Genomic DNA, 18852 nt, shown 5'->3' with positions numbered 1-18852 from the left:
TCGAAATGACATTTTACAGACATGTTTTCGTCAAAAATGACTATCACCTGAGGAATGCCTGGTGAATCGTTTTGTAATTGCTGACTCCACTCTTTGCATTGGCTGCCACACCTGTGAGGCCGCCTGCTCAGAGACTCATCGCCAGCATGGCCTGCAGTCAATGCCGCGCCTGAAAGTGATGTTAAATGAAAAAGAATCTGCGCCGCAGCTTTGCCACCAGTGTGAAGATGCGCCTTGCGCTACCGTTTGTCCGGTTAATGCGATTAATCGCGTTGACGGTGCCGTACAGCTGAATGAAAGCCTGTGCGTCAGCTGCAAATTGTGCGGGATCGCCTGTCCGTTCGGTGCGATTGAGTTTTCCGGCAGCCGTCCGCTGCACATCCCGGCGAACGCCAATACGCCAAAAGCGCCCCCGGCTCCGCCGGCTCCTGCGCGTGTGAGCACGCTGCTAGACTGGGTACCGGGCGTTCGTGCCATCGCGGTGAAATGCGATCTGTGTAGTTTTGACGAGCAAGGTCCGGCCTGCATACGCATGTGCCCGACCAAAGCCCTGCACCTGGTGAGTAACATCGATATCGCACGCGCCAGTAAACGTAAGCGTGAGCTGACTTTCAATACCGATTTCGGCGATCTCACCTTGTTTCAGCAGGCTCAGAGTGGAGATGCAAAATGAGCGCAATTTCACTGATTAACAGCGGCGTAGCCTGGTTTACAGCGGCTGCGGTTCTGGCATTTCTGTTTTCATTTCATAAATCGCTGAGCGGCTGGATTGCTGGGGTTGGCGGTGCGGTAGGCAGCCTGTGTACCGCAGCCGCCGGTTTTACCGTTCTGACCAATGCGCTGGCGGTGAGCGGCGTGATGCCGTTTATTGGCCACAGTCTGCAAATTACTCCGCTGAATGCTATCTGGCTGATTACGCTGGGTCTGTGCGGCCTGTTTGTCAGCCTGTACAACATTGACTGGCATCGTCATCCGCAGGTGAAGGCTAACGGCCTGCTGGTGAATCTGCTGATGGCCGCGGCCGTGTGCGCAGTGGTTGCCAGCAACCTCGGTACGCTGGTGGTGATGGCAGAAATCATGGCGCTGTGCGCGGTGTTCCTGACTGGCTGCAGCAAAGAAGGCAAGCTGTGGTTTGCGCTGGGGCGTATCGGTACGCTGATGTTGGCGCTCGCGTGTTATCTGGTGTGGCAACGCTACGGCACCCTGGAACTGCGCCTGCTTGACCTGCGTACCCAGGAGCTGCCGCTTGGCTCCGACATCTGGCTGCTGGGTGTGGCTGGCTTTGGCTTGTTGGCAGGGATTATCCCGCTGCATGGTTGGGTGCCTCAGGCGCACGCTAACGCCAGCGCACCGGCTGCGGCATTGTTCTCTACCGTGGTCATGAAAGTCGGTTTGCTGGGTATTCTCTCCCTGTCGCTGCTGGGCGGTAACGCGCCGCTGTGGTGGGGCGTTACGCTGCTGGTGTTAGGCATGATCACCGCGTTTGTCGGTGGTTTGTATGCGCTGATGGAACATAACATCCAGCGTCTGCTGGCGTACCACACGCTGGAAAACATCGGCATTATTCTGCTGGGGCTGGGTGCTGGCGTGACCGGGATTTCCCTCAATCAACCAGCGCTGATTGCGCTGGGTTTGACTGGCGGTCTGTATCATCTGGTTAACCACAGTTTGTTCAAAAGCGTCTTGTTCCTGGGCGCAGGCAGCATCTGGTTCCGTACCGGTCATCGTGATATCGAAAAACTGGGCGGGATCGGTAAACGCATGCCGGTGATTTCTCTGGCGATGCTGGTTGGGCTGATGGCGATGGCTGCACTGCCGCCGCTGAACGGCTTTGCCGGTGAGTGGGTTATCTATCAATCCTTCTTTAAGCTCGGAAACAGTGGCGCCTTTGTCGGCAGTTTGTTAGGACCGTTGCTGGCGGTCGGACTGGCGATTACCGGCGCACTGGCGGTGATGTGTATGGCGAAAGTTTATGGCGTTACGTTCCTTGGCGCACCGCGCACGAAGGAAGCTGAAAATGCCTGTTGTGCACCCATCCTGATGGGCGTGAGCGTGGTTGCGCTGGCTATCTGCTGCGTGATTGGCGGCGTTGCTGCGCCGTGGCTGCTGCCGATGATCTCCTCTGCCGTTCCGCTGCCGTTGGAAACCGCGAACACCACCGTTTCTCAGCCAATGATCACGCTGCTGCTGATCGCGTGTCCGCTGCTGCCGTTCATCATCATGGCCATTTTCAAAGGCAACCGTCTGCCGTCGCGTTCACGCGGTGCGGCGTGGGTGTGTGGTTACGATCACGAGCAGTCAATGGTGATCACCGCGCACGGTTTTGCCATGCCGGTGAAAGAAGCCTTTGCCCCGGTACTCAAACTGCGTAAATGGCTGAACCCGGTATCACTGGTTCCGGGCTGGCAGAATGCGGCTGCACCGGTGCTGTTCCGTCGCCTGGCGCTGATTGAGCTGGCGGTGCTGGTGGTGATTGTGGTTTCACGAGGAGCCTGAGAATGAGTGTTTTATATCCGTTAATTCAGGCGCTGGTACTGTTTGCCGTTGCGCCGCTGCTGTCCGGTATTACCCGCGTGGCGCGTGCGCGTTTGCACAACCGCCGCGGTCCAGGCGTTTTGCAGGAATACCGCGACATTATCAAACTGCTGGGGCGTCAGAGCATTGCGCCTGCGGATTCCAGTTGGGTTTTCCGTCTGACGCCGTTCGTGATGGTGGGCGTGATGCTGACTATCGCCACCGCGCTGCCGGTAGTGACCGTGGGTTCACCGCTGCCGCAACTGGGTGATTTGATAACCTTAATCTACCTGTTCGCCATTGCCCGCTTCTTCTTTTCAATCTCGGGTCTGGATACCGGTAGCCCGTTCACCGCAATCGGTGCCAGCCGTGAAGCGATGCTTGGCGTACTGGTTGAACCTATCCTGCTGCTGGGTCTGTGGGTTGCGGCGCAGGTTGCAGGTTCAACGCATATCAGCAACATCGCTGACACCATTTATCACTGGCCTGCGGCTCGCAGTATCCCGCTGATTCTGGCGCTGTGCGCCTGTGCCTTCGCCACCTTTATCGAAATGGGCAAACTGCCGTTCGACCTGGCGGAAGCTGAACAGGAACTGCAGGAAGGTCCACTGACCGAATACAGCGGCAGCGGTTTTGCGGTGCTGAAGTGGGGCATTAGCCTCAAACAGTTGGTGGTTCTGCAAATGTTCGTCGGCGTATTCCTGCCGTGGGGACAGATGGAAACCTTCACCGCGGGTGGGTTGCTGCTGGCGCTGGTGATTGCCATCGTCAAGCTGGTCCTCGGCGTGCTGGTCATCGCCCTGTTCGAAAACAGCATGGCGCGTCTGCGTTTTTGCGCCACTTCACGCGTGACCTGGGCCGGTTTTGGGTTTGCGTTTTTAGCGTTCGTCTCCTTGCTGGTGGCGTGATTTAAGAGAGTTTGAGCATGTCTGAAGAAAAATTAGGTCAACACTATCTCGCCGCACTGCACCAGGCCTTTCCGGGTGTGGTGTTGGATGAAGCCTGGCAGACCAAAGATCAGCTGACAATTACCGTCAAAGTGAACTATCTGCCTGAAGTGGTGGAGTTCCTGTACTACAAACAGGGCGGTTGGTTGTCCGTACTGTTTGGTAACGACGAACGCCAGTTGTGCGGTCATTACGCCGTTTACTACGTGATGTCGATGGAGCAGGGCACCAAGTGCTGGATAACCGTCCGCGTTGAAGTCGATGCCAATAAGCTGGAATTCCCGTCCGTCACGCCGCGCGTTCCAGCTGCGGTGTGGGGCGAGCGTGAAGTGCGCGACATGTACGGTTTGATCCCTGTGGGTCTGCCGGATGAACGTCGTCTGGTCCTGCCGGATGACTGGCCGGACGAACTCTACCCGCTGCGTAAAGACAGCATGGATTATCGTCAGCGCCCGGCACCGACTACCGATGCCGAAACCTACGAGTTCATTAACGAGCTGGGCGACAAGAAAAATAACGTGGTGCCGATTGGCCCACTGCATGTGACCTCCGATGAACCGGGGCATTTCCGTCTGTTTGTTGATGGTGAGAACATCATCGACGCCGACTACCGCCTGTTCTATGTCCATCGTGGCATGGAAAAGCTGGCAGAAACCCGTATGGGTTATAACGAAGTGACATTCCTGTCGGACCGTGTTTGCGGCATCTGTGGTTTTGCCCACAGTACTGCGTATACCACGTCCGTTGAGAATGCGATGGGCATCGTGGTGCCGGAACGTGCGCAGATGATCCGCGCCATTCTGCTGGAAGTTGAACGTCTGCACTCGCACCTGCTGAACCTCGGTCTGGCCTGTCACTTTACCGGTTTCGATTCCGGCTTCATGCAATTCTTCCGTGTGCGTGAAACGTCCATGAAGATGGCGGAAATTCTCACCGGGGCGCGTAAAACGTACGGTCTGAACCTGATTGGCGGGATCCGTCGTGACCTGCTGAAAGAAGACATGATCCAGACCCGTCAACTGGCGCAGCAAATGCGTCGTGACGTGCAGGAACTGGTCGACATGCTGCTCAGCACGCCGAACATGGAACAGCGTACCGTTGGCATTGGTCGCCTGGACCCGGAAATTGCCCGTGACTTCAGTAACGTCGGTCCAATGGTTCGCGCCAGCGGCCACGCGCGTGATACCCGCGCAGACCACCCGTTCGTAGGCTACGGTCTGCTGCCGATGGAAGTCCACAGCGAGCAAGGTTGTGACGTCATTTCTCGTCTGAAAGTCCGTATCAATGAAGTCTATACCGCACTGAACATGATCGACTTTGGTTTGGATAACCTGCCAGGCGGCCCGCTGGCGGTGGAAGGCTTTACCTATATTCCTCACCGCTTCGCGCTGGGCTTTGCCGAAGCGCCACGTGGGGATGATATCCACTGGAGCATGACTGGCGACAACCAGAAACTGTACCGCTGGCGCTGCCGTGCAGCCACTTATGCTAACTGGCCGACGCTGCGTTACATGCTGCGTGGTAACACCGTTTCCGATGCTCCGCTGATTATCGGTAGCCTCGATCCTTGCTATTCCTGTACTGACCGTATGACCGTGGTCGATGTGCGTAAGAAGAAGAGCAAAGTCGTACCGTACAAAGAACTTGAGCGCTACAGCATCGAGCGTAAAAACTCGCCGCTGAAATAAGGAATCGCCATGTTTACCTTTATCAAAAAAGTCATCAAAACTGGGGCGCCGACGTCGTCGTATCCACTGGAGCCGATTGCGGTCGATAAAAACTTCCGTGGTAAGCCGGAACACAATCCGCAGCAGTGCATTGGCTGCGCAGCCTGCGTTAATGCCTGTCCGTCCAATGCGCTGACGGTTGAAACCGATTTGGCCACCAATGAGTTGGCGTGGCAGTTCAATCTCGGACGCTGCATTTTCTGTGCTCGCTGCGAAGAAGTTTGCCCGACGGCGGCAATCAAGCTGTCGCAGGAGTATGAACTGGCCGTGTGGAAGAAAGAGGATTTCCTGCAGCAGTCTCGCTTTGCGCTGTGCAATTGCCGCGTATGTAACCGTCCATTTGCGGTGCAAAAAGAGATTGATTACGCCATTGCGCTGCTGAAGCACAACGGTGACACCCGTGCGGAAAATCACCGTGAAAGCTTTGAGACCTGCCCGGACTGTAAGCGCCAGAAATGTCTGGTGCCGTCTGACCGTATTGAACTGACTCGCCATATGAAAGAGGCCAGCTGATGAGCAATTTATTAGGCCCACGTGATGCCAACGGTATTCCGGTACCGATGACTGTGGATGAATCCATTGCCAGCATGAAAGCGTCGCTGCTGAAAAGTATCAAGCGTTCAGCGTATGTTTACCGTGTGGACTGCGGGGGTTGCAATGGTTGCGAAATCGAAATCTTTGCGACACTTTCCCCACTGTTTGATGCTGAACGTTTCGGTATCAAAGTCGTCCCATCACCGCGTCATGCGGATATTCTGCTGTTTACCGGTGCGGTGACCCGTGCGATGCGCTCTCCGGCACTGCGCGCCTGGCAGTCTGCGCCAGACCCGAAGATTTGCATCTCCTACGGAGCCTGCGGTAACAGCGGTGGTATTTTCCACGACCTATACTGCGTATGGGGCGGCACCGACAAAATTGTACCGGTGGATGTGTATATTCCGGGCTGTCCTCCGACGCCTGCGGCAACACTGTACGGTTTTGCGATGGCGCTTGGCCTGTTGGAACAGAAAATTCATGCACGTGCGCCGGGCGAACTGGACGAACAACCTGCTGAAATTCTGCATCCGGATATGGTTCAACCGCTGCGCGTGAAGGTGGATCGCGAAGCGCGTCGTCTGGCAGGTTATCGCTATGGCCGCCAGATTGCAGATGATTATATGTTGCAGTTAGGTCAGGGTGAGCAGCAGGTGGCGCGCTGGCTGGAGACGGAAAACGATCCGCGTCTGACCGAAATCGTCACCCATCTTAACCATGTAGTCGAAGAGGCGCGTATCCGATGAGTGAAACGGTGGTGTTCAGTCAACTGAGCCGTAAGTTTATTGATGAGAACGATGCAACGCCCGCCGAGGCGCAGCAGGTTGTCTATTACAGCCTGGCGATTGGTCACCACCTGGGGGTCATCGATTGCCTGGAGGCGGCGTTAACCTGTCCATGGGATGAGTATCTGGCGTGGATTGCCACACTAGCCGAAGGCAGCGAAGCCCGACGTAAAATGGAAGGTGTGCCGAAGTACGGTGAAATCGTCATCGATTTTAACCATGTGCAAATGCTGGCGCGCGCGTTTGACGATGCACGCGCCGTGCAGACGCCGCAGCAACAGGAATGGAGCAAGCTGATGCTGAGTATGCTTCATGACATTCACCAGGAAAGCGCTATCTATCTGATGGTGAGGAGACACCGTGACTGACGTTTTATTATGTGTGGGTAACAGCATGATGGGCGATGACGGCGCGGGTCCGCTGTTGGCGGAAATGTGTGCCGCAAATCCTCAGGGCAACTGGGTTGTCATTGATGGCGGCAGCGCGCCGGAAAACGATATTGTCGCGATCCGTGAACTGCGCCCTGAGCGTCTGTTGATTGTGGATGCCACCGATATGGGGTTAAACCCTGGTGAGATCCGTATTATCGATCCTGATGATATTGCCGAAATGTTCATGATGACCACGCACAACATGCCGCTGAACTACCTGGTCGATCAGCTGAAAGACGATGTTGGAGAGGTGATTTTCCTCGGTATTCAGCCGGATATCGTCGGCTTTTACTACCCTATGACACAGCCAATCAAAGAGGCGGTTGAAACCGTGTATCAGCGATTAGCCGGGTGGAAAGGCCACGGTGGATTCTCTGAGTTAGAAGCCCCGGAAGACTAAACTGTGCCTGTGCCTGTGCCGGATGCATTGTGCGTCCGGCCTGTTTTACTTCTCGTACCCTCTGCTATTCCGTTGCTTGCTCAATAATTAATCTTCCCTGCATCACTGACACCTTCACTGCCGTACCGGTAGGAAACCCGGCCTGTTCCAGCCAGTCGCCATTTAGCGTTAACGAGGCGTGTCGGCTGATGCGTAGCGTGAAACCTGTCTTGCGATCTTCATGGCGTTTCCTGACATACCCTACAGTTAAACGGCGTACGGGCTTGGTGATTACCCCGGTTGTGTTGCCATTTTTTTCCGACATGAACGCTTCCTTGTGATGAATGGTTAAGACGAAAAACTACTGAATAAAATGCCAGTAAAAAAGTATGGAGGCAAACCTGAAACTGGAAGGGGGATTCCACATTGAGAATGCAATTAATGAAATGAAAGTGTTTTGCGGGTAGATTTCATGGGCGATTTGCGTCGCGATTCGACGTCTTATCTTTATGCCGGGAGGTGGGGTTTTTACGTCGCCAAAAAGTTTCACCGGCGAGTTGATTGATCGCGACGCCATTGCTCCGTCAGTTTCACGTTGACCGCCGTCATTAGTCATCGTCACTAGTGACGATGACACCCCATACAGCACCAGCATAAAATAAAAATCCTTAAATAACAGTTAATTAAATTCTGGCACGATTTGTGTATGTTTCGGCAGATAATCTGTCATTGCTGGAGAATTTGATGAACCGTTTCATCATTGCAGACGCCAATAAATGCATTGGTTGCCGTACCTGTGAAGTGGCCTGCGTGGTATCCCATCAGGATAACCAGGACTGCGCATCGCTGACCCCTGAAACCTTTTTACCCCGCATTCACGTGATCAAAGGTGTTAATGTTTCCACGGCGACGCTGTGTCGTCAGTGTGAAGATGCGCCGTGCGCTAACGTCTGTCCGAATGGTGCAATCAGCCGTGATAAAGGCTTTGTCCACGTGATGCAGGAACGCTGCATTGGTTGTAAAACCTGCGTTGTGGCTTGCCCTTACGGTGCGATGGAAGTGGTTGTACGTCCGGTTGTGCGTAACAGCGGTGCGGGTCTGAATGTCCGTGCAGAAAAAGCCGAAGCCAATAAATGCGACCTGTGCCACCACCGCGAAGCGGGACCTGCCTGCATGGAAGTGTGCCCAACTCACGCGCTGATTTATGTGGATCGCAATAAACTCGAGCAACTGAGCGCCGAAAAACGTCGCCGCGCCGCGCTGGACTCTACCGCATCTTTGCTGTTCTGATATCTGAAAATCCGCGTAAAATACGTGCCTGATGGCGCGCAGCTTATCAGGCCTACAAGGGCGTCATGTAGGCCGGATAAGGCGAAGCCGCCATCCGGCAAACGGACATTTCAGGGATACAATACCGCGGGAATTCATCATGACAATAAACCACCACTCCGGCGTACAACTGCGTATTCGCGGCAAGGTTCAGGGCGTCGGATTTCGCCCCTTTGTCTGGCAACTGGCGCAGCGCCTGCACCTACACGGCGACGTGTGTAACGACGGTGATGGCGTGGTTGTGCGATTGCTGGAAGATCCCGCGGCGTTTATTACCCAGTTGCATCAGCACTGCCCACCGCTGGCACGTATCGATAGCATCGAAAGTGAGCCATTTGTCTGGACGCAGCGGCCAGCTGATTTCTCGATTCGACAGAGCGCGGGCGGAACGATGAATACGCAAATTGTCCCCGATGCCGCGACCTGTCCTGAATGCCTTGTTGAAATGAACACGCCCGGCGAACGTCGCTATCGCTATCCCTTTATCAACTGTACCCACTGTGGCCCACGCTTTACGATTATCCGCGCGATGCCGTATGACCGTCCGTTGACCGTCATGGCGTCTTTCCCGCTCTGTCCGCAGTGCGACAAAGAGTATCGCGATCCGTATGACCGTCGCTTCCACGCCCAGCCCGTTGCTTGCCCGGCATGCGGCCCGCATCTGGAATGGATCGGTACTGGTGTGCGTGCTGAAAAAGAAGATGCACTGCTGGCGGCGGTGGCACAGCTGAAAGCGGGCGGCATTGTGGCGGTGAAAGGCATTGGCGGATTTCATCTGGTCTGCGATGCCCGTAACGATAATGCCGTGGCCCGACTCAGGCAGCGCAAACACCGTCCGGCTAAGCCTCTGGCGGTGATGTTGCCCGATGATAACGGATTGCCAGAGGCCGCTCGTCGTCTGCTGACAACGCCCGCCGCGCCTATCGTGTTAGTGAATAAACACGATGTTGTTGCGCTCAGTGAGGAGATTGCGCCCGGGCTGACGGAAATTGGGATAATGCTACCTGCTAATCCATTACAGCACCTGCTGTTACAGGCACTGAACTGCCCACTGGTGATGACCTCCGGCAATCTCAGCGGCAGGCCACCGGCCATTACCAATGCGCAGGCTCTGGATGATTTGCGTGAGATTGTAGATGGGTTCCTGCTACACAACCGTGAAATTGTGCAGCGTATGGATGACTCCGTGGTACGTCAAAGCGGGGAAATGCTACGCCGCTCCCGGGGCTACGTGCCGGATGCGGTTGCGCTACCGCCGGGCTTTCGCGATGTGCCGCCGATGTTGTGTTTAGGCGCAGATTTAAAAAATACTTTCTGTCTGGTGCGTGGTGAGCAGGCGGTTATCAGCCAGCATTTGGGCGATCTTAGCGACGATGGTATTCAACATCAGTGGCGTGACGCGTTGCGCCTGATCCAGAATATTTATGACTTTACACCGCAGCGTATCGTCCATGACGCGCACCCTGGTTATGTTTCCAGCCAGTGGGCCAGCGAGATGAATCTGCCGACTGAAACGGTGCTGCATCATCATGCGCATGCTGCTGCGTGTCTGGCCGAGCACGGCTGGCCGCTGGACGGTGGCGATGTGATTGCCCTGACGCTAGACGGTATTGGCATGGGCGAAAACGGTGCGCTGTGGGGCGGCGAGTGTTTGCGGGTCAATTATCGTGAATGCGAACACCTCGGTGGCTTACCTGCCGTGGCACTGGCCGGCGGCGATCTGGCGGCAAAACAGCCGTGGCGCAATCTGTTGGCGCAGTGCCTGCGTTTTGTTCCTGACTGGCAGCGTTACCCGGAAACGTCAGCGCTGCAACAGCAAAACTGGCCGGTGCTGGCTCGCGCCATCGAGCGAGGGATCAATACCCCGCAGGCCTCATCGTGCGGACGGTTGTTTGATGCCGTTGCAGCCGCACTCGAGTGCGCGCCGGAATCGCTGAGCTACGAGGGGGAAGCGGCCTGTGCCCTGGAGGCGATGGCATCGCAATGTGCTGGCGTTGATCATCCTGTCACGGTGCCGCTTGATGGCAACCATCTGGACTTAGCGGCTTTTTGGCACCAATGGTTGAACTGGCAGGCCAAATCGACAGAAAGAGCGTGGGCGTTTCACGATGCGCTGGCGCGTGGGTTTGCCACTCTGATGCGGGAACAGGCTGAAGCGCGCAGGATTAAGACGTTAGTATTCAGCGGCGGTGTAATGCATAACCGTTTATTGTCAACCCGACTGGCATTTTACCTGGCCGATTTTACGTTATTGTTCCCGCAGCGTTTACCGGCGGGCGACGGTGGATTGTCATTGGGGCAGGGTGTGATTGCCGCAGCGCGAGCGTTAGGGCAAAAATAAAAAAAGCCCCGGGACTGGCGGGGCAAGAAAAACATGTCGGGGCATACCGACAAGTGGCAACGCACATCCATGTGCGTGAGGTTAATAAATCAGTAGCCGCGTTGCTGGATAAGGTTGTAGATCGGATAAGGCGTAGCCGCCATCCGGCATCACAGATTTACACGGGCAACGTTTTCAGCAGCGCGAAGGCTTCTTTCATCCGGTCTTCACTGACGACGAAGGCACACAATTGACCTTCGTCGTTCATCCCCCGGGCGACCATCCCTTGCGCTTCGGCGGCAATATGCCAGTTCAGATCGCGACGCTGGGTTTCCCCTGCCAGGTGTAACGGCAGTTCCGGCGTTTTGACTTTTACCAGCATGGCGGGCAGTTTCAATGGCGCATTGCCGCCGAGCAGGTTTTTCGCCAGATACATGGCGCTTAACTGAATCGGTTGCAGGAACGGGAGCACCTGACCGTTAATCTCCGCACAGTCGCCGAGAGCATAAATGTCCGGATGACTGGTTTGCAGGTAGCTGTCGACGCAAACCCCCCGATTGATAGTCAATCCAGCGTGACGCGCCAGTGCGGTTTCCGGGCGCAGACCGGTTGCGGCGATTACCGCATCAACGTCGACACTACGATGACGATCGAGCGTGGCGCGGATACCGGTGCTGGTTTTCTCCAGACTCTGCAATTGTGATTTCAACAGCAGATGCACACCCATATCGGTCAGTCGGTGCTGCAAACGGCTGCTGACTTCCGGCGGCATTAACGAGGCCAGAATGCTGGCGGCGTTATCGATAAGCGTCACCGCTTTGCCGGCACGACAGAAATCCATCGCCAGTTCACTACCAATCAGACCGCCACCGACAATCAGTACCCGCCGGGCATCACGCAGCTGTGTTTCACAGGCGCGATACTCTTGCTGGCTATTCAGAGTAAGCATTAACTCACGCCCGGTAACCGGCGGCACAAAAGCCGATGCGCCCGTTGCCAGTACCAGTTTGTCGTACTCCCACTGCTGCTCCTGGCTTTTCACCACGTGAGCATCCGCGTCGATATCAGTAACCCAGGTATGCGGAAACAGGCGTAAGTTAAACTGTTCGGCAAACTCCCCCGCCGACTGGCGGGTGAGGTCGTCTGCGCGCTGTGCCTGACTGATCACGTGGCTGAGATCGGGCTTGTTGTACTCATCCATGCTGTCAGCGGCAATCAGGGTCAACGGAACCGTTGCATCCTGTTTACGGATATTTTTGACTAACTGGCGGGCGGCAAAGCCCGAACCAATAATGACAATTCCGCGGCTCATTTTGCCTCCGTTGCCAGTACGTCAAAGACGTCTTTACCTAATGAACATTCCGGGCACAGGAAGTTGTCCGGCACGTCGCTCCATGGTGTACCCGGTGCGACATCCTGCAGCGGCTCACCTTTTGCTGGATCGTAGATCCACTGGCAAACGCTGCACTGCATGCTTGGGCCGAGGTCCGCGGCAGCCGCAGCGGCACAGGCGCAGGCTTCTTCCTGGGCGACGGCTTTCACCTGGGTTTCCGGCAGCGGAGCAAGTGCCCACTGACGTGCAATTTCTCGACCGTGCTGGCGGCACAGTTCCAGCGCATCCAGATCAGGACGCCATTTTGCTTTCAGGCTCAGTGACATTTCAAAACCTGCATCCTGCAGGCGAGTGGACAAACGGTCTACCGCACCGCCACTCCAGCCATGTGAACCGAAGGCGCTGGCGCGTTTGTTACGAAAACGCAGGCCGGTCATTTCTTCCACCAGACCCGCGATTTTCGGCATCATCACGTTATTCATGGTCGAAGTCCCTACCAGCACGCCTTTAGAGCGGAAGACGTTAGTCAGTACTTCGTTTTTATCGCTGCGGGCAACGTTGAAGATTTTCACCGCGACGTTCGGGTCCACTTCGTTGATGCCCTGGGCAATCGCATCGGCCATCATGCGGGTGTTGTTCGACATGGTGTCGTAGAAAATGGTGATGCGGTCTTCCTGGTAATCCGCCGCCCATTTCAGGTACATCTCTACGATTTGTGTTGGGTTGTCGCGCCATACCACACCGTGGGAAGTGGCAATCATGTCGACCGGCAAGTTGAAGCCGAGGATCTCCGTGATTTTCGGTGTGACCAGACGGCTGAACGGGGTCAGGATATTAGCGTAGTAGCGCTGACACTGTTCGAATAACTCCGTCTGATCCACTTCGTCGTTGAATAAGCGTTCATCGCAATAGTGCTGGCCAAAGGCGTCGTTACTGAACAGTACCGCATCACCGGTCATGTAGGTCATCATGCTGTCCGGCCAGTGCAGCATCGGTGTTTCCACGAAGATCAGCTGTTTGCCGTTACCAATGTCCAGCGAGTCACCGGTTTTCACCACGTTAAAGTTCCATTCCGGGTGATGGTGGTGACCGTTGATGGAGTCAATGGCGTTGGCTGTGCAGTAAATCGGGGTATCCGGGATGCAGGACATCAGCTCGGTCAGCGCCCCGGCGTGGTCTTCTTCCGCATGGTTAATGATGATGTAATCGATATCTGCCAGGTCGATTTCACTGCGCAGGTTCTGCACGAATTCACGGCTAAACTTGTGGTCTACTGTATCGATCAGGACATTTTTTTCTTCACGGATAAGATAGCTGTTGTAGCTGCTGCCGCGCAGCGTTTTGTATTCGGTTCCGTGGAAATCACGAACTTCCCAGTCACGTTGGCCAACCCAATGAATGTTATTTTTAACCAGAATAGACATAGCAACCTCAGTAATTAATTTCGCGTTTTTCTAAAAAAGATGTTTTGCTTATTGCAGGTTGCGTGCCAACTTTTTATTTGTTTGATTTATAACGATTTAATATTTATTGCCTACAAAGTGGTAGTCAAAATGACTATTCATTTCATTGTCAATATGACAATATTAATTGTCAAAATGACAATGAGGTGGTCATGAGCTTTTCTGTAGACGTGCTGGCGGGCATCGCCATTGAATTACAAAGCGGTATTGGGCATCAGGACCGTTTTCAACGCCTGATCACGACGTTACGTCAGGTGCTGGAGTGCGATGCGTCGGCATTGTTGCGCTATGAATCCCGACAATTTATTCCGCTGGCGATCGATGGACTGACGCAGGATGTTCTCGGCAGGCGCTTTACGCTGGAGGGGCACCCACGGCTGGAGGCGATTGCCCGTGCCGGGGATGTGGTGCGTTTCCCCGCCGACAGCGATTTGCCCGATCCTTATGATGGGTTGATCCCCGGTCAGGAGAGCCTGAAGGTGCATGCCTGTATCGGATTGCCGCTGTTTGCCGGACAAAGTCTGATCGGGGCGCTCACGCTGGATGGCATGGAACCCGATCAGTTCGATGTGTTCAGTGATGAAGAGCTTAGGCTGATTGCCGCGCTGGCGGCGGGCGCGCTCAGTAATGCGCTGCTGATTGAGCAACTGGAAAGCCAGAACATGCTGCCAGGCTCGTCAACGGCCTTCGAGCAGGTGAAAGAAACGCAAATGATTGGCCTGTCGCCCAATATGATGCAACTGAAAAAAGAGATCGAGATTGTTGCGGGCTCCGATCTCAATGTTTTGATCAGCGGTGAGACGGGAACCGGGAAAGAGCTGGTGGCGAAGGCCATCCACGAAGGTTCGCCGCGTGCGGTAAATCCACTGGTGTATCTGAACTGCGCAGCGTTGCCGGAAAGCGTGGCAGAAAGCGAGCTGTTTGGTCACGTCAAAGGGGCGTTTACCGGGGCTATCAGCAACCGTAGCGGGAAATTTGAAATGGCGGACAACGGTACGCTGTTTCTGGATGAGATAGGTGAATTGTCGCTGGCGCTACAGGCCAAGTTGCTGCGCGTATTGCAGTACGGGGATATTCAGCGCGTGGGGGACGATCGCAGTCTGCGCGTTGACGTACGCGTGCTGGCAGCAACCAACCGCGATTTGCGTGAAGAGGTGCTGGCCGGGAATTTCCGCGCGGATTTGTTTCATCGCCTGAGCGTCTTTCCTCTTTCTGTGCCACCACTGCGCGAACGCGGTGAGGACGTTGTTTTGCTGGCGGGGTATTTTTGCGAGCAATGTCGGCTGCGACTGGGGCTTTCCCGCGTGGTGTTAAGTGGCGGTGCGCGTAGCCATTTGTTGAACTACGGCTGGCCGGGAAACGTTCGTGAACTGGAACATGCTATTCACCGCGCCGTGGTGCTGGCAAGGGCGACAAGGGCAGGGGATGAAGTGGTTCTGGAAGCGCAGCATTTTGCTTTACAGGATGACAGTTCCGTCCCGCCGCCGGAGGTTCTTCCCGAGGTTCCGCTGCATCATAACCTGCGTGAGGCAACAGAATCTTTCCAACGGGAGATGATTCGCCGGGCACTGGCGCAGAATAATCACAGTTGGGCGGCAAGTGCGCGGGCGCTGGAAACAGACGTCGCCAACCTGCACCGGCTGGCGAAGCGTCTTGGACTTAAGGATTAAATAATCCCTGCCTGATAGAAATCCTGCAGGTTGATAGCGCCGGTGAGTTTACCGTTTTCATCCACCACCGGCGCCGCGGTGATTTTGCGCTTCATCAGAACTTCTTTGGCATCAATCGCTCGGCTCTGCGCCTGCAGCGTGACGCCATTATGGGTCATCGCTTCGCTTACCTGAGTCGTAAGTGCGCCACCGCCGACCAGCCAACGGCGCAGGTCTCCGTCGGTAAAGACACCTTTCACCAGCGATTGATCGTCGCAGACCGCTACCAGGCCCAGACCTGTGCGACTCAGTTCCAGCATGGCATCCATGACGCTGGTAGTGAGCGTGACCTGTGGTACAGCATCGTCACGGCGCATCAGGTGATGCACTTTATTTAACAGACGTGCGCCCAGCGCACCGGCCGGATGGGAACGGGCAAAATCTTCTTCGTTAAACCCACGAGCCTGCATCACGGCTATCGCCAGCGCATCGCCCATCATCAGCGTGTTGACGGTGCTGGAGGTTGGCGCCAGGCGCATCGGGCAGGCTTCACGCTCTACTGAAATATCCAACACCGCTTTGGCTGCCAGGCCCAGTGGCGAAGTTGGTTTTCCGGTCATTGCCAGCAGGGTGACGGATTTGTCTTCCAGGCGTGGAATGATGAGATCCAGCTCCTTAGCCCCGCCAGAGTAGGAGATAAACAGCATGACATCGCGACTTTCAATCATTCCTAAGTCGCCGTGCAGCGCTTCTGCCGGATGCACAAAAAAGGCGGGCGTGCCGGTACTGGCGAGGGTTGCCGCGATTTTTTTGCCAATATGGCCTGACTTGCCAATCCCGGAAACAATCACTTTGCCTTCACAGTGGATGATAGTATTGGCAGCCCGAACAAAATCATCGCCCAGTCGCTCTGGCAGTCGACTGGCTTCCTGTAATTCCAGCATTAACGTCTGACGGCCCGCGTTCAGTAGTGCATCACTCATTGGTCTCTCCGGTTATAATCACTTCAATCCCTTTTGCTTCCAGCGCCTGACGAAACGCAGGGTTAATACCCGCATCGGTAATCAATTTGTCGACGCTTTCCAGACTGCACACAACATTGGGACTTTTGCGCCCAAATTTTGACGAGTCAGCCATCAGAATGACTTCGCGAGCGGCATTGCACATCGCTTTACTGACGCTAAACACCTCATTAAATGTGGTTACGCCGGCATTGAGATCGATGCCGTCGGTGCCCATGAAGAGTTTATCAAAGCTGAACTGCTCAAAGGCATTTTCTGCCAGCTGTCCGTGAAATGACGCAGATTTTTTACGGAATGTCCCACCGGGCATCAGGATGGTTTGCTCGTTGTCCAGCTCCGAAAGCGCATTAACAATGTGCAGGCTGTTGGTCATGACGGTGATGTTGCTAAAGCGGCTGAGCATCGGCACCATCTGCAGCACCGTACTGCCTGCATCCAGAATAATGGAGTCGCCATCGTGAATAAAGCGAACGGCGGCTTCGGCAATTTGCTCTTTTTTATGCGTGTTGATCAGCGTCTTGTGATCGATTGGCGGGTCAGATTCGTCTTTATTCAATACTACGCCGCCATAGGTGCGAATGACGGTTCCGGCATTTTCCAGAGTGACCAGATCCTTACGAATGGTCGTACCGGTGGTGTCAAAGTAGTGGGCCAGTTCTTCAACCGAGCATTTTCCCTGCTTTTGCAAGTGCTCCAGTATGGCAGCCTGACGCTGACGAGGTTTCATAGGCGTGATTACCCTGACTTAATAAGTTGCAAAATGATAATTTCGCAAGCTATTAGCATTCACAACGAAATTACCCATGTTTCAGTTTAAGCGCCAATGATAGTGCATTCTGCGAAAGCGGATCATGGGGAAAGATCACATCAGGCTGTAATTCATCAAGATGTTTGCCCATAATTGTGGCAATTTTGCCAGGTCTTGCAAAAACGGTAAGACCTTTCATAAATAACGTATCAGCAACCCGCTGTTGCTCATCCAGTGCGATAGCGACCACAACGCGGGGTTTAAAACGCCCACCGGAGCGACCCACGCCGACCCGACCCCGCTGGCAGAGCTTATCGAAAGCCCGATTAAAACGGGATATTTGCCAGCCTCCCAACGCGAGTTGCAGACACCACGCAATGGCGGCGACGGTAATCAGTGCGGAAACCATAATGTGCTCCTTTGATTTCGCCGGATGGCGGCTGCGCCTTATCCGGCCTACTGCGTGTAGGCCCGGTAAGCGCAGCGCCACCGGGCAATCATGTCTCTTAAAACATCACCTGACCGCCGGTCACGTTGATGGACTGCCCGGTGCAGTAAGAGGCTTTTGGACTGGCGTAAAACAGCAGCATATTCAGTACGTCCTGATAATCGCAGCCGCGCTTGAGTGGCACTTTATCAATGTAGTACTGCTCCACTTGGTCCGGCTTGAGGCCAAGTTTAGTGGCATATTGCGGTAACAATGACTGGAACATTGGAGATTTCAGCAGGTTACCCAGCATTAATGAGTGCACGGTAATGCCGTATTCCGCCAGGTCCAGTGCCAGCGATTGCGTTAAGCCCACGCCGCCAAATTTCGCCGCGCTGTAACCCGAGTTATGCTTGCTACCCACTTTCCCCGATTTGGAGTTGATTTGGATAATGCGGCCCTGCACGCCATCACGGATCATCAGGCGCGAGAATTCACGTGCACAGAGGAAATAGCCGACCAGATTCACCTGAAGTGAACGGTCGAAATCCCCCAACTGAAAGTCGCTGATAAATGCCGCTTTGGCAATGCCCGCGCTGTAAACCAGCAGGTCAACGCGACCGAATATTTCATCGACTCCGCGAGACAGCGCCAGCACGCTCTGTTCGCTGGTGGCATCTGCACCAAAACCGTAAGCGGTACCTTCACCGAACTCGGCGTTAATTTCCTGTGCCACATTCGCCGCTTTATCGCTTTGAATATCGACGACCGCAACGCGGTATCCTTCTGTCGCAAGCCCACGGCAAAGGAATGCTCCCAGGGTCTGGCCTCCACCAATGACAACGGCTACCTGATTCATTTTTTTCTCCTTCAATCTTAAGCAACAAACTTCAAAATACAGCCCGGTGCGATATCGTCCGGTACGGGCCCCGCTATGTGCACGGTGCCGGGAAATTCCGCTTCGCTTAGTCCGTCGAAGCGCAGAGTGATATGTCCGAGTTCACGTAAGTTTTGTTCTGCCACGCTGCCGACAGCCGTAACCGGGTAGTGATGCTGGCCCAGTTCGAAACGGATACCAGCTTGCAGAGAACCGTTCAGCACGCCATGGCAATGAATGAAGCAAAACTCTTCGATATCCGCAGGCGCGCCTTCACGAAAGGTAATCAGCATCTGGTCGCAAAGTGCATCTGCTGCGCTTTGGCCGATACGGGTGATGGTGGTCTGATAAATCACGGTCATTTCTG

Annotated in this window: 19 protein-coding genes; 11 read left to right on the top strand and 8 right to left on the bottom strand. The window is 54.9% G+C overall.

Annotated elements, in window-relative coordinates; genetic code table 11:
* Positions 1 to 61: 61 nt before the first annotated feature.
* From hycB to hycI, 8 genes are read left to right on the top strand one after another with little or no spacing between them, the layout of a single operon-like run.
* Positions 62 to 673 carry a formate hydrogenlyase subunit HycB gene (gene hycB, locus NNO08_RS12995; protein WP_271449789.1) on the top strand — a complete coding sequence of 204 codons (612 nt, stop codon included), beginning with the start codon at positions 62 to 64 and terminating at the stop codon, positions 671 to 673.
* Entirely contained in the window at positions 670 to 2496 is a 1827-nt protein-coding gene (gene hycC / locus NNO08_RS12990; protein WP_271456867.1) for a formate hydrogenlyase subunit 3, read from the top strand. Before hycB ends, hycC begins: the two co-directional genes overlap by 4 nt.
* 2 nt (positions 2497 to 2498) lie before the next feature.
* Positions 2499 to 3422, top strand: coding sequence for a respiratory chain complex I subunit 1 family protein (locus NNO08_RS12985; RefSeq protein WP_271449791.1), 924 nt, complete (start codon positions 2499 to 2501; stop codon positions 3420 to 3422).
* Between the two features lie 17 nt (positions 3423 to 3439).
* The gene (gene hycE / locus NNO08_RS12980) at positions 3440 to 5149 is read left to right on the top strand and encodes a formate hydrogenlyase subunit HycE (protein ID WP_202037928.1); all 1710 of its coding nucleotides are present in this window, start codon (positions 3440 to 3442) and stop codon (positions 5147 to 5149) included.
* 9 nt (positions 5150 to 5158) lie between these two features.
* The gene (gene hycF / locus NNO08_RS12975; RefSeq protein WP_271449792.1) at positions 5159 to 5701 is read left to right on the top strand and encodes a formate hydrogenlyase subunit HycF; all 543 of its coding nucleotides are present in this window, start codon (positions 5159 to 5161) and stop codon (positions 5699 to 5701) included.
* On the top strand, positions 5701 to 6468 hold the full coding sequence (hycG, locus tag NNO08_RS12970; RefSeq protein WP_271449793.1) for a formate hydrogenlyase subunit HycG: 768 nt from the start codon (positions 5701 to 5703) through the stop codon (positions 6466 to 6468). The genes hycF and hycG overlap by 1 nt, the downstream gene beginning before the upstream one ends.
* Positions 6465 to 6875 carry a formate hydrogenlyase maturation HycH family protein gene (locus NNO08_RS12965; RefSeq protein WP_069324564.1) on the top strand — a complete coding sequence of 137 codons (411 nt, stop codon included), beginning with the start codon at positions 6465 to 6467 and terminating at the stop codon, positions 6873 to 6875. Before hycG ends, NNO08_RS12965 begins: the two co-directional genes overlap by 4 nt.
* A complete protein-coding gene (hycI, locus tag NNO08_RS12960; protein WP_271454172.1) occupies positions 6868 to 7338 on the top strand; it encodes a hydrogenase maturation peptidase HycI in 471 nt (156 codons plus the stop codon). Before NNO08_RS12965 ends, hycI begins: the two co-directional genes overlap by 8 nt.
* Before the next feature lie 64 nt (positions 7339 to 7402).
* Here the strand turns inward: hycI and NNO08_RS12955 are convergent, their stop codons facing one another.
* Positions 7403 to 7642, bottom strand: a complete 240-nt coding sequence (locus NNO08_RS12955) for a SymE family type I addiction module toxin (RefSeq protein WP_271456866.1) — start codon at positions 7640 to 7642, stop codon at positions 7403 to 7405.
* Between the two features lie 419 nt (positions 7643 to 8061).
* On the opposite strand from NNO08_RS12955, the gene hydN reads away from it, so the two are divergent.
* Together hydN and hypF are read left to right on the top strand one after the other, a co-directional pair.
* Positions 8062 to 8607, top strand: coding sequence for an electron transport protein HydN (gene hydN, locus NNO08_RS12950; protein ID WP_003037366.1), 546 nt, complete (start codon positions 8062 to 8064; stop codon positions 8605 to 8607).
* 139 nt (positions 8608 to 8746) lie between these two features.
* Positions 8747 to 10987: a carbamoyltransferase HypF gene (gene hypF / locus NNO08_RS12945; protein ID WP_271456865.1), complete on the top strand. Its 2241-nt coding sequence runs from the start codon at positions 8747 to 8749 to the stop codon at positions 10985 to 10987.
* Positions 10988 to 11144: 157 nt separating this feature from the next.
* On the opposite strand, the gene norW is transcribed toward hypF, so the two are convergent.
* Together norW and norV are read right to left on the bottom strand one after the other, a co-directional pair.
* Positions 11145 to 12278: an NADH:flavorubredoxin reductase NorW gene (gene norW / locus NNO08_RS12940; protein ID WP_271456864.1), complete on the bottom strand. Its 1134-nt coding sequence runs from the start codon at positions 12276 to 12278 to the stop codon at positions 11145 to 11147.
* Complete coding sequence (gene norV, locus NNO08_RS12935; protein ID WP_271441814.1) at positions 12275 to 13723, bottom strand: anaerobic nitric oxide reductase flavorubredoxin; 1449 nt, start codon at positions 13721 to 13723, stop codon at positions 12275 to 12277. Before norV ends, norW begins: the two co-directional genes overlap by 4 nt.
* Positions 13724 to 13914: 191 nt before the next feature.
* On the opposite strand from norV, the gene norR reads away from it, so the two are divergent.
* Positions 13915 to 15432 (top strand): nitric oxide reductase transcriptional regulator NorR, encoded by a 1518-nt coding sequence (gene norR, locus NNO08_RS12930; RefSeq protein ID WP_271441815.1) that lies wholly within the window; start codon positions 13915 to 13917, stop codon positions 15430 to 15432.
* Here norR and gutQ read toward each other — a convergent pair.
* The 5 genes from gutQ to srlB all read right to left on the bottom strand — a co-directional run bounded on the left by gutQ (position 15429) and on the right by srlB (position 18847).
* Positions 15429 to 16394: an arabinose-5-phosphate isomerase GutQ gene (gene gutQ / locus NNO08_RS12925; protein WP_137382783.1), complete on the bottom strand. Its 966-nt coding sequence runs from the start codon at positions 16392 to 16394 to the stop codon at positions 15429 to 15431. The two genes, norR and gutQ, sit on opposite strands and share 4 nt — an antisense overlap.
* Positions 16387 to 17160 (bottom strand): glucitol operon DNA-binding transcriptional repressor SrlR, encoded by a 774-nt coding sequence (gene srlR, locus NNO08_RS12920; RefSeq protein WP_137382784.1) that lies wholly within the window; start codon positions 17158 to 17160, stop codon positions 16387 to 16389. Before srlR ends, gutQ begins: the two co-directional genes overlap by 8 nt.
* 70 nt (positions 17161 to 17230) lie before the next feature.
* Positions 17231 to 17590, bottom strand: a complete 360-nt coding sequence (gene gutM / locus NNO08_RS12915) for a transcriptional regulator GutM (RefSeq protein WP_137382785.1) — start codon at positions 17588 to 17590, stop codon at positions 17231 to 17233.
* Between the two features lie 97 nt (positions 17591 to 17687).
* A complete protein-coding gene (gene srlD, locus NNO08_RS12910; protein ID WP_103848299.1) occupies positions 17688 to 18467 on the bottom strand; it encodes a sorbitol-6-phosphate dehydrogenase in 780 nt (259 codons plus the stop codon).
* A 17-nt stretch (positions 18468 to 18484) separates the two neighbouring features.
* A complete protein-coding gene (srlB, locus tag NNO08_RS12905) occupies positions 18485 to 18847 on the bottom strand; it encodes a PTS glucitol/sorbitol transporter subunit IIA (protein WP_271441816.1) in 363 nt (120 codons plus the stop codon).
* Positions 18848 to 18852: the final 5 nt, after the last annotated feature.

It is taken from the genome of Citrobacter sp. Igbk 17 (assembly GCF_028069775.1).
Taxonomy (GTDB): Bacteria; Pseudomonadota; Gammaproteobacteria; order Enterobacterales; family Enterobacteriaceae; genus Citrobacter.
The sequence above is the reverse complement of the archived record's forward strand: the minus strand, read 5'-3'. Positions and strand labels throughout refer to the sequence as shown.

Bases quoted from the DNA above. Each gene is read 5' to 3' on its own strand.
- hycC (WP_271456867.1), top strand. From the start codon at position 670: ATGAGCGCAATTTCACTGATTAACAGCGGCGTAGCCTGGTTTACAGCG.
- NNO08_RS12985 (WP_271449791.1), top strand. From the start codon at position 2,499: ATGAGTGTTTTATATCCGTTAATTCAGGCGCTGGTACTGTTTGCCGTT.
- hycE (WP_202037928.1), top strand. From the start codon at position 3,440: ATGTCTGAAGAAAAATTAGGTCAACACTATCTCGCCGCACTGCACCAG.
- hycF (WP_271449792.1), top strand. From the start codon at position 5,159: ATGTTTACCTTTATCAAAAAAGTCATCAAAACTGGGGCGCCGACGTCG.
- hycG (WP_271449793.1), top strand. From the start codon at position 5,701: ATGAGCAATTTATTAGGCCCACGTGATGCCAACGGTATTCCGGTACCG.
- NNO08_RS12965 (WP_069324564.1), top strand. From the start codon at position 6,465: ATGAGTGAAACGGTGGTGTTCAGTCAACTGAGCCGTAAGTTTATTGAT.
- NNO08_RS12955 (WP_271456866.1), bottom strand. From the start codon at position 7,642: ATGTCGGAAAAAAATGGCAACACAACCGGGGTAATCACCAAGCCCGTA.
- hydN (WP_003037366.1), top strand. From the start codon at position 8,062: ATGAACCGTTTCATCATTGCAGACGCCAATAAATGCATTGGTTGCCGT.
- hypF (WP_271456865.1), top strand. From the start codon at position 8,747: ATGACAATAAACCACCACTCCGGCGTACAACTGCGTATTCGCGGCAAG.
- norW (WP_271456864.1), bottom strand. From the start codon at position 12,278: ATGAGCCGCGGAATTGTCATTATTGGTTCGGGCTTTGCCGCCCGCCAG.
- norV (WP_271441814.1), bottom strand. From the start codon at position 13,723: ATGTCTATTCTGGTTAAAAATAACATTCATTGGGTTGGCCAACGTGAC.
- norR (WP_271441815.1), top strand. From the start codon at position 13,915: ATGAGCTTTTCTGTAGACGTGCTGGCGGGCATCGCCATTGAATTACAA.
- gutQ (WP_137382783.1), bottom strand. From the start codon at position 16,394: ATGAGTGATGCACTACTGAACGCGGGCCGTCAGACGTTAATGCTGGAA.
- srlR (WP_137382784.1), bottom strand. From the start codon at position 17,160: ATGAAACCTCGTCAGCGTCAGGCTGCCATACTGGAGCACTTGCAAAAG.
- gutM (WP_137382785.1), bottom strand. From the start codon at position 17,590: ATGGTTTCCGCACTGATTACCGTCGCCGCCATTGCGTGGTGTCTGCAA.
- srlD (WP_103848299.1), bottom strand. From the start codon at position 18,467: ATGAATCAGGTAGCCGTTGTCATTGGTGGAGGCCAGACCCTGGGAGCA.
- srlB (WP_271441816.1), bottom strand. From the start codon at position 18,847: ATGACCGTGATTTATCAGACCACCATCACCCGTATCGGCCAAAGCGCA.